The sequence below is a fragment of the Marinoscillum sp. genome (assembly GCF_965229915.1).
Taxonomy (GTDB): domain Bacteria; phylum Bacteroidota; class Bacteroidia; order Cytophagales; family Cyclobacteriaceae; genus Marinoscillum.
The window spans coordinates 2,616,482-2,630,338 of sequence record NZ_CBDDJZ010000001.1; the positions used below are offsets into that span (position 1 = coordinate 2,616,482).

The 13,857-nt window shown below is 44.6% G+C and carries 14 protein-coding genes; 7 read left to right on the plus strand and 7 right to left on the minus strand.

The window, feature by feature from the left end; all coding sequences use genetic code 11:
• Nucleotides 1-5: 5 nt before the first annotated feature.
• Nucleotides 6-470 carry a YHS domain-containing (seleno)protein gene (locus tag ACO067_RS11325; RefSeq protein ID WP_421874122.1) on the minus strand — a complete coding sequence of 155 codons (465 nt, stop codon included), beginning with the start codon at nt 468-470 and terminating at the stop codon, nt 6-8.
• A gap of 6 nt (nt 471-476) precedes the next feature.
• On the minus strand, nt 477-1,109 hold the full coding sequence (locus ACO067_RS11330) for an NUDIX hydrolase (RefSeq protein WP_421874124.1): 633 nt from the start codon (nt 1,107-1,109) through the stop codon (nt 477-479).
• 65 nt (nt 1,110-1,174) lie between these two features.
• On the opposite strand from ACO067_RS11330, the gene ACO067_RS11335 reads away from it, so the two are divergent.
• Both ACO067_RS11335 and ACO067_RS11340 read left to right on the plus strand, forming a co-directional pair.
• Nucleotides 1,175-2,317 (plus strand): cysteine desulfurase family protein, encoded by a 1,143-nt coding sequence (locus ACO067_RS11335; RefSeq protein WP_421874127.1) that lies wholly within the window; start codon nt 1,175-1,177, stop codon nt 2,315-2,317.
• Nucleotides 2,310-3,716 carry an N-acetylmuramoyl-L-alanine amidase gene (locus ACO067_RS11340; RefSeq protein WP_421874129.1) on the plus strand — a complete coding sequence of 469 codons (1,407 nt, stop codon included), beginning with the start codon at nt 2,310-2,312 and terminating at the stop codon, nt 3,714-3,716. The genes ACO067_RS11335 and ACO067_RS11340 overlap by 8 nt, the downstream gene beginning before the upstream one ends.
• Here the strand turns inward: ACO067_RS11340 and hemH are convergent.
• The 3 genes from hemH to ACO067_RS11355 all read right to left on the minus strand — a co-directional run bounded on the left by hemH (nt 3,713) and on the right by ACO067_RS11355 (nt 6,053).
• Complete coding sequence (hemH, locus tag ACO067_RS11345) at nt 3,713-4,720, minus strand: ferrochelatase (RefSeq protein ID WP_421874131.1); 1,008 nt, start codon at nt 4,718-4,720, stop codon at nt 3,713-3,715. The two genes, ACO067_RS11340 and hemH, sit on opposite strands and share 4 nt — an antisense overlap.
• A gap of 20 nt (nt 4,721-4,740) precedes the next feature.
• A complete protein-coding gene (locus tag ACO067_RS11350) occupies nt 4,741-5,331 on the minus strand; it encodes a YqaA family protein (RefSeq protein WP_421874133.1) in 591 nt (196 codons plus the stop codon).
• 77 nt (nt 5,332-5,408) lie between these two features.
• Nucleotides 5,409-6,053: a hypothetical protein gene (locus tag ACO067_RS11355; protein ID WP_421874135.1), complete on the minus strand. Its 645-nt coding sequence runs from the start codon at nt 6,051-6,053 to the stop codon at nt 5,409-5,411.
• A 153-nt stretch (nt 6,054-6,206) separates the two neighbouring features.
• On the opposite strand from ACO067_RS11355, the gene ACO067_RS11360 reads away from it, so the two are divergent.
• The 4 genes from ACO067_RS11360 (at nt 6,207) to ACO067_RS11375 (ending at nt 10,473) form a co-directional block, all read left to right on the plus strand.
• A complete protein-coding gene (locus tag ACO067_RS11360; RefSeq protein WP_421874137.1) occupies nt 6,207-6,428 on the plus strand; it encodes a hypothetical protein in 222 nt (73 codons plus the stop codon).
• A gap of 62 nt (nt 6,429-6,490) precedes the next feature.
• Nucleotides 6,491-8,194: a single-stranded-DNA-specific exonuclease RecJ gene (recJ, locus tag ACO067_RS11365; protein WP_421874139.1), complete on the plus strand. Its 1,704-nt coding sequence runs from the start codon at nt 6,491-6,493 to the stop codon at nt 8,192-8,194.
• Nucleotides 8,195-8,218: 24 nt separating this feature from the next.
• Nucleotides 8,219-8,956, plus strand: a complete 738-nt coding sequence (gene lptB / locus ACO067_RS11370; RefSeq protein WP_421874141.1) for an LPS export ABC transporter ATP-binding protein — start codon at nt 8,219-8,221, stop codon at nt 8,954-8,956.
• Complete coding sequence (locus ACO067_RS11375) at nt 8,956-10,473, plus strand: GH3 auxin-responsive promoter family protein (protein WP_421874143.1); 1,518 nt, start codon at nt 8,956-8,958, stop codon at nt 10,471-10,473. Before lptB ends, ACO067_RS11375 begins: the two co-directional genes overlap by 1 nt.
• On the opposite strand, the gene ACO067_RS11380 is transcribed toward ACO067_RS11375, so the two are convergent.
• Together ACO067_RS11380 and ACO067_RS11385 are read right to left on the minus strand one after the other, a co-directional pair.
• Nucleotides 10,470-11,666: a hypothetical protein gene (locus ACO067_RS11380; RefSeq protein ID WP_421874145.1), complete on the minus strand. Its 1,197-nt coding sequence runs from the start codon at nt 11,664-11,666 to the stop codon at nt 10,470-10,472. The genes ACO067_RS11375 and ACO067_RS11380 overlap by 4 nt on opposite strands.
• Nucleotides 11,667-11,880: 214 nt before the next feature.
• A complete protein-coding gene (locus ACO067_RS11385; RefSeq protein WP_421874148.1) occupies nt 11,881-12,918 on the minus strand; it encodes an RluA family pseudouridine synthase in 1,038 nt (345 codons plus the stop codon).
• Nucleotides 12,919-12,944: 26 nt separating this feature from the next.
• Between ACO067_RS11385 and ACO067_RS11390 the strand changes: the two genes are divergently transcribed.
• Nucleotides 12,945-13,847 carry a 1-aminocyclopropane-1-carboxylate deaminase/D-cysteine desulfhydrase gene (locus tag ACO067_RS11390; RefSeq protein ID WP_421874150.1) on the plus strand — a complete coding sequence of 301 codons (903 nt, stop codon included), beginning with the start codon at nt 12,945-12,947 and terminating at the stop codon, nt 13,845-13,847.
• Nucleotides 13,848-13,857: the final 10 nt, after the last annotated feature.

The window sequence follows — 13,857 nt, forward strand, 5'->3', positions numbered from 1 at the left end:
ATTAGTCACGCAAATAGGTCCTTACCAAAAAGCTTTAAGAGCAGGTACTTCCAATAAATGAAGTACCTGTTTGCTTTTATAGGGATGGTGTCTTTAGTCATAGACCACCGATCGTCCGCTGATGTAATTTTTGACTCTTTATCTTCTTCCCACCTGGCCTGCACGTATTTGGCAAAGTTCAGATAAAGCTTGCCATGGTAAATGGTAAAGGCGTCCATTTTCGGTTTCGCTTTGTAGCCGTTAGCAGCTCCAAATGCGCAATAACCTGCATATTGAGGAAGGTATTTCTCCGGTTCCGCTTTGAACAAATCCAAATGACGATTCTCTGAAAAATACCAGGTCAGCTCCTGGTATACAAAGCTGATCGCTGGTCGTCCTTTAACAGCTTGATGTTTCACAAAATATGCAACCGGATCATAGCCTTCCAGTGCCACACCCCGCTGATGATAACATGTTCCTAAATGCTCCATTGCCTATTAATCATATTCAATAGACCCTAAGGACCCGGCCAGCTCAATAAGTTTCCTGATTTGCGCTTCCGTATTTCGATGAAGCGACAAAGGTGGCAGCTCATCCAACCCAAAGAACCCACCATCAAGTGCCTCGTGGCCTACGTTCAATTCACCTTCGACGATCTCACACAAAAAATTAATCTTATAAACCGACCGCAAATCATCGGGATGGTTGTGCTTGGCTTTGTCCCATACTGACAGTACTCTGACAGGTTTCACCTTCAATCCGGCCTCTTCATAAACCTCTTTTACGATATTCTCAGAGGGCGAATACCCAATATCACACCAGCCACCAGGCATGGCCCATTTTTGATCACTTTTTTCCTGGATTAGTAATATTTTGTGATCTCTTATAACCACTCCTCGCACATCTACCTTGGGAGTGGGGTAATCGTTATCCAGCTGTTCAAATTGAAATTGCACCTGATCCAAATTGGCATTCGACAGCTCGGCCAGCAGCGCATTGGTGGTATCTCTCATTTCTTCATAGCGCTCCACATCATACGGGTTTTCTGTGTACGACAGTCCTGTTTTGGCCATCGCCTGGATGCGCTTCAAATACTCCAATATTTTCCGGTTCATCTGCTTATCTGACATGATCTGTGTGCTTCGCTAGATTAAATCATTAATTTTGCAACGTTACTAAATCATACCCCAAACCAATGGAGAAAGTTTATTTAGATAATGCTGCCACCACCCCTTTAGATGAAGCGGTATTTGAAGAAATGAAGCCTTACATGCTGAATTACTTTGGCAATCCTTCGTCCATTCATTCGCATGGCCGGCAGGTACGTGCAGCAATAGAAAAGGCACGAAAAAAGGTGGCTGACCTACTGAACACTTCTCCCTCTGAAATCTTCTTCACCTCTGGTGGCACGGAAGCAGACAATACAGCCATTAGATGCACTGTAGAAGAATATGGGGTAAAAAACATTATTACTACTGGCCTGGAACACCATGCAGTACTCCACACGGTAGAGATGCTCGCCAAAAGAGGAGATGTTAATCTGCACTTACTGGACTTAGATCCTCAGGGACGTGTTGATCTAAATCAAATAGATGAACTACTGAAAAAGGATCCCAATACCCTGGTCTCTCTCATGCATGCCAACAATGAAATTGGTACGCTCAATGACATAGATGCCATTGCCAACCTGACCAGGGAACATGGAGCCATTTTCCATACGGATACCGTCCAGACGATGGGTCATTTCAAGCATGATTTGCAAGAACTGAAAGCCAATTTCATAGTTGGATCGGCGCATAAATTTCATGGGCCAAAAGGTGTGGGCTTCTTGTATGTCAATCACGAAAGGAAAATTCATCCGTTCATTCATGGAGGTGCCCAAGAACGCAACATGCGCGGTGGTACGGAAAATGTCTATGGAATCATCGGCTTGGCCAAGGCACTTGAGCTAGCCTATTCTCATATGGATGAGCACCGTAAGCACATTGAAGGGGTGAAGCAGTATATGATCGATCAGTTGAAGATTAACATTGACGGGGTAGAGTTCAATGGAACTTCGGCTGATCTGGACAACAGTCTCTATACTGTACTGAACGTGAGCTTGCCACCAAGTGATGACAATGACATGCTGCTTTTCAACCTGGATATCAATGGCATCTCCGCCTCTGGAGGTAGCGCTTGCAGCAGTGGATCCAATGTGGGTTCGCATGTGCTCACAGCCTTGGGATCAGACCCCATGAGAGGAGCTATACGTTTTTCATTCAGCCGGTTCAATACCAAAGAGCAGGTAGATTACGTTATAAGTAAACTGAATGAAATACTAACAATTCGTGTATAGAAAAACAGCTTTACTTCTTGTCTTTTGCGGGTTGTCTTTCTGGGCACTTGGTCAACAGAAGTTCATCACCAAATTTGAAATAGAACCATCGTTCCGAAAGCTGATCGATGAGCCTACTACGGCGGTTGTATTTAAATCAAATGCAGATCTTGGTGACTTCATCACGCTCACAATCAACGGAGAAAAAGTAGCCATTCCTTTCGATCCTGATGCGCCAGACTTCACTTACTTCAAGTCATTGGATGGGCAACTAATCATCAAAGCGATCAGTTCTGAATCTGCGGGCTCCATTCACTTGATTAATACCGCCTCTGCTCCAAAACTCAAAAAACCGACCCGTACAGATCAGGAAGTGTGTCACTTTACACTGGACCCGATTCCTCAGGCTGAGTGGCGGAATGGACTTCCAGCACCTTCCTACTCCAGAACGTTTACGGACGTAGAGCATGTCATCGTACACCATTCAGCAGGATCGAATACAGCTACGAACTATACCCAAGTAGTACGAGACATTTACATTTACCATACTCAGTCCAATGGATGGTCGGACATTGGCTACAATTATCTCATCGCTCAGAATGGCGCACTCTATGCTGGTCGGGATCCTGGAGCAGGAGAGCAGGACAATGTGATGGGTGCCCATTTTTGTGGACGCAACAGCACCACGATGGGAATTTGCCTGTTGGGAAACTACCAAACGGCAGAAGTTTCCTCGGACACCTGGATGACGCTACAGCAAGTGGCTGCATTCAAAATGCAAAAAGAGGGTCTGGACCCTACAGCCAGTGCTTCACATCCTTTAGGGACTATAGGACACATTGCTGGACATAAGGATGGCTGCAGTACGCTCTGCCCTGGACAAGATGTTTATGATCAATTGGCGATGCTGAGAACACAAGTAAATGATTTAGTTCAGACATGCGGTCGATCGCTCGAGATCAGCTTGAGTCAGCAAACCATTGATGCTGGCGAGCAGATTGCTTTTGAGAATCTTAGCAGTGGGTATGATTCCTTCATTTGGCATTTTGATGGAGGCAATCCAGCTTTAGCTTACTGGAGCGAAGGTATTGTCACCTATGATTATGCTGGTGTTTTTGATGTCCGGCTGATCGGAATAGTCGGAGACATTCAAGACACTCTGGAGTATGATCATCTGGTGGTAGTTCGAGATGAGCTTTCCATTTTTCCGAACCCGACCTCAGCCCTCTCAGATTTATCCATTGCTACAGGTCGCTCCATAAGTAAGGTGAAAATCACTGGCTTGGATGGTAAATTATATTACAATAACGCCAGCATTGAGGAGCATGGCTTTCAAGTACCACCACTCAGGCAAGGGCTTTACCTTATGGAAATCTATACTGATCAAGGTTTGGAAAAACGAAAGTTGGTCATCAATTAACCCTTCACCAAACCTGCCAAACTCTCAATCCACAGGGGATCATCATTCAGGCTCTCTACCAGATCCCATTGCTCACCGCCAGCTTCTTCAAACTCTTCCTTGTATTCCTGGCCTACTTCGATGGTCGTCTCCAGACAATCCGAAACAAATGCAGGAGAGAATGCCAGTACTTTGGTCTTCCCATTTTTCGCGAGTTCTTTGAGCACATCTTCTGTATATGGCTTGATCCATGGGTCCTTACCCAGACGTGATTGGAAACAAACCGTGTATTTCTCTTCCGGTATTCCCAATCGCTCAGCCACCAGACGAGTAGTCTGAAAACACTGCGCTCGATAGCAAAACTGGTTGCGCTCGTGAAACTTACTACAACAGCTTCCTAGCTGGCATTGGTTACCCACCGAGCCTTTACGTATCTGCCGCTCAGGCAATCCATGGTAGCTGAATACGAAATGGTCGTAAGCTGTTTTCTCCATCCATTGGCGGCCATTTTTGGCAATGACTTCCAAAAACTTGTCATCTTCTAAAAACTGTGAGGTGAATTTGATCTCTGGTATTATTTGCCACGTTTTGGTGATATCCATCACTTTGTCAATCACCGAACCAGTAGTGGCTGAAGCATACTGGGGAAACAAAGGAATAACATGGATACTGGAGACGTTCTTTTCCTTGAGCTTTAGCAAGCCCGACTTTACTGATGGATTTTGATAGCGCATGGCATATTCCACCACATACTCATCACCCAGCAATTTTCTCAAAGGGTCCAGAAGATCTTCCGTATAATATTTCAATGGAGATCCTCTTTCGGTAAATAGTTTACGGTATTCTCCAGCAGATTTAGGAGCTCGAAAAGGTGCTATAATCAAATTGACTAGCATCCATCTGGGTACTGCCGGGATGTCAATCACCCGTTTATCACTCAAAAACTCTCTCAGGTATTTCCTTACGTCTGATACTTCTGTAGAATCTGGTGTACCAAGATTGACCAGTAAAACCCCTTTTTTCATGAAATGCTTCTCTAATTCACTCACAAGATGTGAGCCTCCCAAATGATCATTGCATAGACGATGAACCTGGCAAACCTTAAGGTAGAAAATGCGAGGAATCTCCTATAAGGATACTTGACCGTGCCCATTAGCATGCAAATACCTGAAAACGGCAAAGGTGTCAATGCAGCTACAATAACTAAGAATCCACCAAAGCGGTTTAGATGTTTTTCGAATCTGCCTAAATAATTCTTCCGAACCGTCTGATAAAACTGGGTGGTACTAAAATGAGACCCGATATAATACCCTAGAACACCAGCCAGATAAGAAATCACGGACAAACCGATGATATTGGCGATGTATAGTGTCATCACTTCATCCCTCAGAGACCAAATCATAAACAACTCAGGTGGAATAATTCCAAACACCGTTTCAGACACGAAAAATATTCCGTAGATGATCAATGGCTGGTCGTAGAGATCTCCCAACACTCCTTTGAGAGTGAAATCATAGTTGGCCTCCAGGTAGAAGTAACCTCCCACCACCACTATCAACCAAATGATGCCACGAAATAGATTTCGCAAGAAAAATCGAATGCGCTCCTGGCGGTCACTTTGAGGGTTTACGTCCATGTGATCAAGGTTGGGAAACGTTTATTTTCGAACATACGAAGTGTCTAAATCTAAGGTTTGACAGTCGGTCGCCAAAACTAAGATTTTTCTTTCTCCTTAGTTGGTTTTGTCTCCGCCTTTTCGACCTTTTTACGCTGCTGGTAGATGACTTCCCAGAATGGATCAGTTAATTCGGTGTATTTGCCGTTAAACTGGGTGAGCATCACCTTGACCGCATAGTTCAATCGGTTGACTGCATCGCGGTAGTAGTCCAGTCTGTTTTGTGGATGAAATATGAAAAACTTGATAATAGGAAATGCTTCTGTTCTAAATATGCCCAACGTCTTGTTGACTGATAGCTTACCTTCTTCCAGACTGGTGATGGCCTTTTCACAGCTTTGGGCCAGTCCTTGCAGCAGCTGGCTATAGATAGCGAAGGTGTTCACTTCTGATTCTTCATATGCGCCTATTGTTTCCTCACAGTGCGCTTTGAGGATGCGCACTCCCGGCAGACTACTGACGGATTCAGTAAACACATCTGGTTGCCAGAGGATTTCCCGAAAAGTGAATATGCTTGGGAGCAACTCCGTATCGTAAGACTCATCAGACTTGAGCTCCACTAACATGTCGTGTGAAATGTCCCTAACTACAAAGTCTCCAGCCACCAGGTTGTAGGACCACCCTTTCTCACTGGAGTCAATGAGATCAGAAAAGTTCCATATTTCACTCAAGGATATCTTCATACTGCAATTTAGACCCTCAATATAAATCATTTATCCACTTAGGGGAAGTCATTCTCAAAATTGCCTACTAACCAAACGTAACAAATACATAATGTCCGAAAGCAGGCAAATTACCAGCAATATAGTATGCTTGCATAATAATTTGATAGCTCTATGACTCGTAAAGCATCGCCTATTTACTATGAAGGGAACAAAATTGTCAGAATATCTGACTTGCCTTTCTCACAGTCCTCACTTTTCTCCGGATGGATTCAGCCCAATCATTTTGTTATTCTGGGTGAGAAGAATGACTTTGACTGTGTGAAATATGAAGATTACGAATACTGGTACCAAAACTATTTCATTGGTGAAATGGATTTGGATGACATGATCTGATCCTCTTTCAATCATTCCAAAAGCTAGACCGGTATCTTGCCATTTTTTCTTAATTTCCCATCATGGAAAAAAGGTGGGTGCAGAAAGAACCAATTCACAACGAGTCAAAAGAATCGCTAGCAAAGGCGCTGAACATCAGTGTCGATCTCACCGAACTGCTCCTCCAGCGAGGCGTCACCACCTTTGAAGAAGCAAAAACCTTTTTCCGTCCCTCGCTAAACCACCTTCATGATCCGTTCCTGATGAAAAATATGGACAGAGCTGTAAACAGGCTCTGTGACGCTATATTCTCACAAGAGAAGATCTTAATCTATGGCGACTATGATGTGGATGGAACCACCTCGGTATCCTTAGTCCATGGATTTCTCAGTAAGTATTCTGAGCAAATGTCCTATTATATACCGGATCGATACACCGAAGGCTACGGCATCTCCTTTCAAGGCATTGAGCACGCCAAAGCGGAAGGGGTACGGTTAATCATCAGTTTGGACTGTGGCATTCGGGCAGTAGATCAGGCGGCATTAGCACGATCATATGGTATCGATCTGATCATCTGTGATCACCACCTTCCAGGTGAAGTATTGCCAGACGCGTTGGCTGTGTTGGACCCAAAACAAGCCGATGACCACTATCCATACAAAGAACTATCAGGCTGTGGTGTTGGCTTCAAGTTGCTCCAGGGGTTTTGCATGCAAAACTCCATTGATTTGGAAGAGCTATTCCAGTTTATGGACCTGCTGGCTGTGAGTATCGCTTCGGACATAGTGCCGATCACCGGAGAGAACAGAGTCATGGCATTCTACGGTCTGAAAAAGCTCAACCAGTCACCTTGCCCGGGACTCAAGGCGCTCATTGAGATAAGTGGCTTGAAGGGAGAGTTGGATATCTCTAGCATTGTGTTCTATATCGGCCCCAGAATTAATGCCACAGGACGGCTCACACATGCGCATGACTCTGTGAGGCTACTCACGGCCAAAGACACTTCAGAAACTGAAGCATTTGCCGAGGTGCTCAATGCTAAAAACAGTGAACGAAAAGAGTTTGATAAGAGCATCACAGAAGAAGCACTGGAAATGGTGGCTGCTGACGAGCAGTTGAAAATTGCACGGAGCACTGTGCTCTTCAAAAACGACTGGCACAAAGGGGTGATTGGCATAGTAGCATCTCGCTGCATTGAAAAGTACTACCGCCCTACGATTATTCTGACCGAATCTTCAGAAAAAGCAACCGGAAGCGCCAGGTCCATTGAAGGTTTTGACATTCATGATGCCATTTCGCAGTGCAGCGACCTGCTCGAGCAGTTTGGTGGACACACTCATGCAGCAGGTCTGACATTGCCAATCGAAAATGTACCTGCCTTTCAGCAGCGCTTTGAAGAAGTCGTCGCTAGCTCCATCGCCAGTGAAATTCTCACTCCAAAAATAGACGTAGACCTGGAAGTCCAACTGGATTTTGTAAACTATAAGAACTACTCCATTATTAAACAAATGTCTCCTTTTGGGCCGCACAATCAACAGCCTGTTTTTGTGACCCGTGGGGTCACGCTCAAATACCCTCCAAAAATTGTCAAGGAAGAACATCTTAAAGTTTCCATATATCAAGATGACCCTAAGTTCGTTTATGAAGCAATAGGATTTGGACTGGCAGAAAAAGCCGAGCTAATTCAACAAAACCAAACATTTGACATAGCTTACCAGATCGAGGAAAATGATTTCAGGGGAAACAAAAGCCTGCAATTGAATATTAAGGATGTAAAAATTGCTTAATATCTTGCAAGGCCAATCTAGATTATGGAATTAAGAGCAGAGCACTTAGTCAAGAAGTACAAAAACAGAAAAGTAGTCAACGATATTTCCGTATCGGTGAATCAAGGCGAGATAGTTGGACTCCTGGGACCTAATGGAGCTGGAAAAACCACTTCCTTTTACATGATTGTGGGACTGATCAAACCCAACACCGGTAATATATTTCTGGACAAAGAGGACATTACTGGCCTGGCCATGTACCGAAGAGCCAAGAAGGGGATTGGGTATCTGGCGCAGGAAGCGTCGGTGTTCAGGAAGCTATCCGTAGAAGACAACATCCTGGCTGTATTGGAGATGACCAAGCTTTCCAAAGCAGAACAGAAAGAAAAAATGGAGTCTCTCCTCGAAGAATTCAGCCTCACACATGTGCGGAAAAACCTTGGGATGGTACTCTCTGGAGGCGAACGCCGAAGAACGGAGATAGCACGTGCTCTTGCAGTTGATCCAAAATTTGTTTTATTAGATGAACCATTTGCGGGTGTGGACCCTATTGCCGTAGAAGAAATACAGTCCATAGTAGCGCAGCTAAAAGAAAAGAACATTGGGATATTGATCACAGATCACAATGTGGACGAGACGCTCTCGATCACCGATCGAGCTTACCTCATGTTCGAAGGAAACCTGCTCAAAGCGGGTACTCCAGAGGAGCTGGCTGCAGATGAACAGGTTCGGCGGGTTTACCTCGGCAAAAACTTTGAGCTGAGACGACCAAAAAAGAATTAATGGAGATTATCAATTCCATATTGACCTGGGTCATGAAAAAACGAATTCATGACATTGAGCTGTTCATGAAATATCCGCATGAGGTGCAGGAAGAACTGCGCATCTCTCTGCTCAACCGTGCAGCCAAAACCGAATATGGGTTAAAATATGGGTTTGAGTCCATCACCACTCGTGAGGAATACCAGCGCAACGTACCCATCGTCTCGTATGAAGACCTTTTTCCTTACATAGAGCGCTTGATGAAAGGAAGACAAAATGTACTCTGGCCGTCAGAGGTACGGTGGTTCGCCAAATCGTCTGGCACTACCAATGCCCGAAGCAAATTCATCCCCGTATCGCCAGAAGCTCTCGAAGACTGTCACTACAAAGGAGGCAAAGACTTACTTTCCATCTATGTGAATAATTACCCTGACACCAAGATGTTCACCGGAAAAAACCTGGTAATAGGTGGTAGTCAGCAAGTCAATCAGTTTGACAAAAACGCCAAATCTTACTACGGTGACGTGTCGGCGGTCCTGATCAAAAACCTGCCCTTTTGGGCACAGATGGTCCGAACCCCCTCATTGGACATTGCTCTGATGGACGAGTGGGAAGAGAAAATTGAGAAAATGGCGCATTACACCATCGATGAAAATGTGACCTCTATCTCCGGAGTACCTACCTGGACCATTGTGCTGCTAGAGCGCATATTGGAACTAAGAGGTGTTGATTCCATACTGGATGTCTGGCCAAACCTGGAGGCCTTTATTCATGGTGCTGTGGCTTTCAAGCCATACCGGCAGCTGTTTAAAAGCCTGATCCCTTCGGAGAACATGCGGTACATGGAGACCTACAATGCTTCTGAGGGCTTTTTTGGCATTCAAGATCTTACCGACTCCACTGAAATGCTCTTGATGCTAGATTATGGCATTTATTATGAGTTCATCCCTGTAGAGGAATGGGATAACGAAAACCCGAAAACGCTCAGTTTGGAAGAAGTGGAAGTTGGGAAGAACTATGCCATCATCATCTCCACCAACGCCGGCCTGTGGCGATATAAAATCGGAGATACAGTCCGATTTACCTCAGTGGATCCTTACCGCATCAAAATCAGCGGCCGCACTAAACATTTCATCAATGCTTTTGGTGAGGAGCTTATCATTGAAAACGCTGAGGAAGCCATCTCTGCTGCCTGTGAACGAACCATGGCCGAAATGGAAAACTTCACTGCTGGGCCCAGATATTTACAAGCAGGTGCCAAGGGATGTCATGAGTGGGTGATTGAGTTTAATAAGCACCCAGATGACCTGGAGCGATTCAAGCAGATACTGGACGAAAAACTCCGAGAGATCAACTCCGATTATGATGCCAAACGTCATAAGGATATGGCTCTCACTGCACCCATTATCCATCAGGTACCAAAAGGAACCTTTTATAGCTGGATGAAAGGTAGAGGTAAACTAGGAGGGCAGAACAAAGTTCCTCGCCTATCAAATAACCGCGAATACCTGGACGATTTACTAGGTGTGTTGGCCTAATTCTTTACATCTACCACAAACAAATCTAAGTCCCCAGTCGAAAAAATTCTGTCGGAAGAGATCAGCGCCTTAGACTCAGAGGTCATAGAAAAACTAATATCGTCATCTACTGAGTTTATTGGGATTCCTGCATTGACTGGATTACTCCACATACTGGTTTCCGGATCTTTCTCCACAAAATAGATATCATGCTTCCCAACACCGCCAGGCCGGTTAGATGAAAAATACAGCCGCTTTCGATCATCTGTCAAGAATGGATAATCCTCATCATATGGACTGTTTGCCAGACCGGGGATAGGTGTTGGTTGCAGCCATTCTCCCGTAGATCTCAGTTTAAATGATTCAAACAGATCCAAACCATTCGTGCCATTGGGTTTAGAAAAAATGATCCTTGTTTTATATTCATTTACGTAGATATGACTAGCATCCTTCAGAAATGGCAAATCCTCATCATCGGTTACATCCCATCCCTGATCAGAAAGCTGTACGGTATATAAATGCTGCTGTGTTGGATCAAAAAGAACAAGAGATTCCTTCACACTAAGTACATCGAGCATCTCAGTGCTAATCGGTACTGTAGAGATAACCGCCGGCTTTCCCCAGCCAGATTTGGTCTTGTCGGTTTTGAATATTTCAAACTTGCCTTCACTATTTCGGTCGGACAGAAAAACCAATTGACTTTCGTCTGCCAGCAGGACCCCGGGCATTTCAGCATTTCGCGAATTGATAGGCCCTTCAAAAGGAAATATAGAAGACTGATCGGAGGCGCTTATGATCAACTTCAACTTGGCATTCGCATCTGCCTTGTATTCATCCAATCCGTCCACAGAAGCTACTTCATTTAGAAATCGATTGAATGATTGATCTGCCTCGGCTAGCAAAAAGCGTTTTAGCTGAACAAGGCCTACCCAGTAATGAAACAACGAGCCTGCTTCTGGAGCACCCTCAAATGCCAAGAGCTTGTCGATCGGCGTGTTTCGGTACTTATGACTGAGCATCGCACATAAGACCGAGCGATAGTTGGCATCTTTATAATCATGGATGTAACTGAACGATTCGATTGCCAGATCGTACTGTTCCTGATCCATGTATTTCACGGCCTTGTTGTAAGTAGCTAAATCATCTTGTGCGTTACTCCTAAATGCAAATAACAGCAGGGATGCACACAGAATAGATTGTGTAATTCGTAACATCTGAGTCTAGTGGTTGGTTAGTCGCACAGAAATTACCAATAATTTTATAAATATCATAGCTCACACAGAGCGAATAAATGCACGATACAGGCATTGAATCAGTTAATTGTTAAGAATCTGATAATAGATCAACTCATAAATTCTCAAAATCATCATTGAGAAGCGAATAGGAGAATCACATCTATGAAGAATGTAATATTAAGTCAACGAATATTTATTCGGACTCACTGTGGTGGGTGACATAACTCTCCCACTTGTCTAACACGCTCTTAAAATCCTCCGGTAATTCGGAATCGAACTGTACCTGTTTGCCGGTGACCGGATGAACGAACCCAAGGGTCTTAGCATGCAAAGCCTGTCTTGGCATCACTTTGAAGCAATTCTGAACAAACTGCTTGTACTTAGTAAATACCGTTCCTTTCAGAACCTGATCTCCACCGTACAATGCATCGTTAAACAACGGATGTCCGAGATACCTCATGTGCGCTCTGATCTGGTGAGTCCGACCAGTCTCGAGATTGCATTGGATTAGTGATACATAGCGGAGGTTTTTCAATGTTTTGAAATGGGTAATGGCATTTTTACCAAAATCTCCGTCAGGAAAAGCTGTCGTCACCCTGCGATCTTTTAGACTCCTGCCCACATGTACATCTATAGTACCATCAGCTGGATCAGGCTCTCCCCACACCAGCGCATAATAGGTCCTTTCGATACTATGATCAAAGAATTGCTTGGCCAGACCATTCATGGCTTGCTCTGTCTTGGCAATCACGAGCAGGCCTGAAGTATCCTTGTCGATTCGGTGGACCAGTCCCGGACGACCTTCATTTCCCTTCATTTCGGGCAAATTCTGAAAATGGTGAGCAAGTGCATTTACTAGTGTCCCAGACCAGTTTTGATGGGCAGGATGTACCACCATTCCAGCATCTTTGTTGACCACCAGCAAATGTTGATCTTCGTAGACAATGTTGATGGGGATATCTTCTGGAATGACCTCATCCTCCCTGGGAGGCTCTTGTAAATAGACATGAACCGAGTCTCCGGGGTGTACTTTATAATTTGGTTTCACGGCTTGACCATTGACCTTCACGAAACCATTCTTAATTTCTTGCTGCACCTTATTACGCGTCACGTTTGGCAAACGATCCATTAAAAACTTATCGATACGCAAAAGTTCTTGCCTAGGGTCAGCCACAATGTGGTGATGCTCAAACAACTCCTCTTCCTGCGACTCTTCTTCTATCTCACTCATGGGGCAAATTTATCTAACTTCGTCTTATGGTGAGCATCCCGTCTCCAGTACAGCGAATCCAGTCAGTTGATTTTGACCAACATGAAGTAGAAGTATGGGTCAAAAGAGAGGATTTGATTCACCCTGAAATAATGGGAAACAAATGGCGCAAGCTCAAATACAACCTGATCGAGGCTCAAAAGTCAGACTCCAGCACTCTAGTGACATTTGGTGGAGCTTATTCCAATCACATTGCTGCCACGGCCGCTGCTGCCAGGGAGTGCGGACTCCCATCTGTTGGCATCATCCGAGGAGATGAGCTCTCTACTGACTCGAATCATACACTGCGGGAAGCTGCGGCTAATGGCATGGAACTTCGGTTTGTGGACAGACAATTGTTTCGCACATTGAAAGCCGACCCGAAACTGATACCTCATTATAACGACTATTACGTGCTGCCAGAGGGAGGAACGAACCACCTGGCGATCAAAGGCTGTGAAGAAATCGTGTGGGAATTGGAGGAGCACTATGACTATGTGGTCACAGCGGTAGGAACGGGTGGTACTATGGCAGGTGTGCTGAAAGGATTAAAAGGGAGGTCAGAGGTGATAGGTATCTCCTCTTTGAAGGGTGCGTGGATAGATCAAGAGTTTGCGCTGCTGTGTCAACAGTTTGACATCACCGAGACTAACTACCAGATCATCAAAGACTTCCATTTTGGTGGGTATGGTAAGGTAACCGATGAGCTAATTGACTTCATTAATCGAACGAAACAGAAAAATGGCCTGCAATTGGACCCGATTTACACTGGGAAAATGTATTTTGGCGTTAGTAAACTAATCAAAGACCAGTTTTTTCCACTTAATTCAAAGATTCTTGTCCTTCATACTGGGGGTTTGCAGGGGATTGCGGGTTATAATGAAAAAGCAGAAAAAAAGATCTTGCTTTAGTTGAAAATTA

Excerpts from the sequence above, each read along its gene's own strand:
- ACO067_RS11325 (WP_421874122.1), bottom strand. The coding sequence starts at position 470 with ATGGAGCATTTAGGAACATGTTATCATCAGCGGGGTGTGGCACTGGAA.
- ACO067_RS11330 (WP_421874124.1), bottom strand. The coding sequence starts at position 1,109 with ATGTCAGATAAGCAGATGAACCGGAAAATATTGGAGTATTTGAAGCGC.
- ACO067_RS11335 (WP_421874127.1), top strand. The coding sequence starts at position 1,175 with ATGGAGAAAGTTTATTTAGATAATGCTGCCACCACCCCTTTAGATGAA.
- hemH (WP_421874131.1), bottom strand. The coding sequence starts at position 4,720 with ATGAAAAAAGGGGTTTTACTGGTCAATCTTGGTACACCAGATTCTACA.
- ACO067_RS11350 (WP_421874133.1), bottom strand. The coding sequence starts at position 5,331 with ATGGACGTAAACCCTCAAAGTGACCGCCAGGAGCGCATTCGATTTTTC.
- ACO067_RS11355 (WP_421874135.1), bottom strand. The coding sequence starts at position 6,053 with ATGAAGATATCCTTGAGTGAAATATGGAACTTTTCTGATCTCATTGAC.
- ACO067_RS11360 (WP_421874137.1), top strand. The coding sequence starts at position 6,207 with ATGACTCGTAAAGCATCGCCTATTTACTATGAAGGGAACAAAATTGTC.
- recJ (WP_421874139.1), top strand. The coding sequence starts at position 6,491 with ATGGAAAAAAGGTGGGTGCAGAAAGAACCAATTCACAACGAGTCAAAA.
- lptB (WP_421874141.1), top strand. The coding sequence starts at position 8,219 with ATGGAATTAAGAGCAGAGCACTTAGTCAAGAAGTACAAAAACAGAAAA.
- ACO067_RS11375 (WP_421874143.1), top strand. The coding sequence starts at position 8,956 with ATGGAGATTATCAATTCCATATTGACCTGGGTCATGAAAAAACGAATT.
- ACO067_RS11380 (WP_421874145.1), bottom strand. The coding sequence starts at position 11,666 with ATGTTACGAATTACACAATCTATTCTGTGTGCATCCCTGCTGTTATTT.
- ACO067_RS11385 (WP_421874148.1), bottom strand. The coding sequence starts at position 12,918 with ATGAGTGAGATAGAAGAAGAGTCGCAGGAAGAGGAGTTGTTTGAGCAT.
- ACO067_RS11390 (WP_421874150.1), top strand. The coding sequence starts at position 12,945 with ATGGTGAGCATCCCGTCTCCAGTACAGCGAATCCAGTCAGTTGATTTT.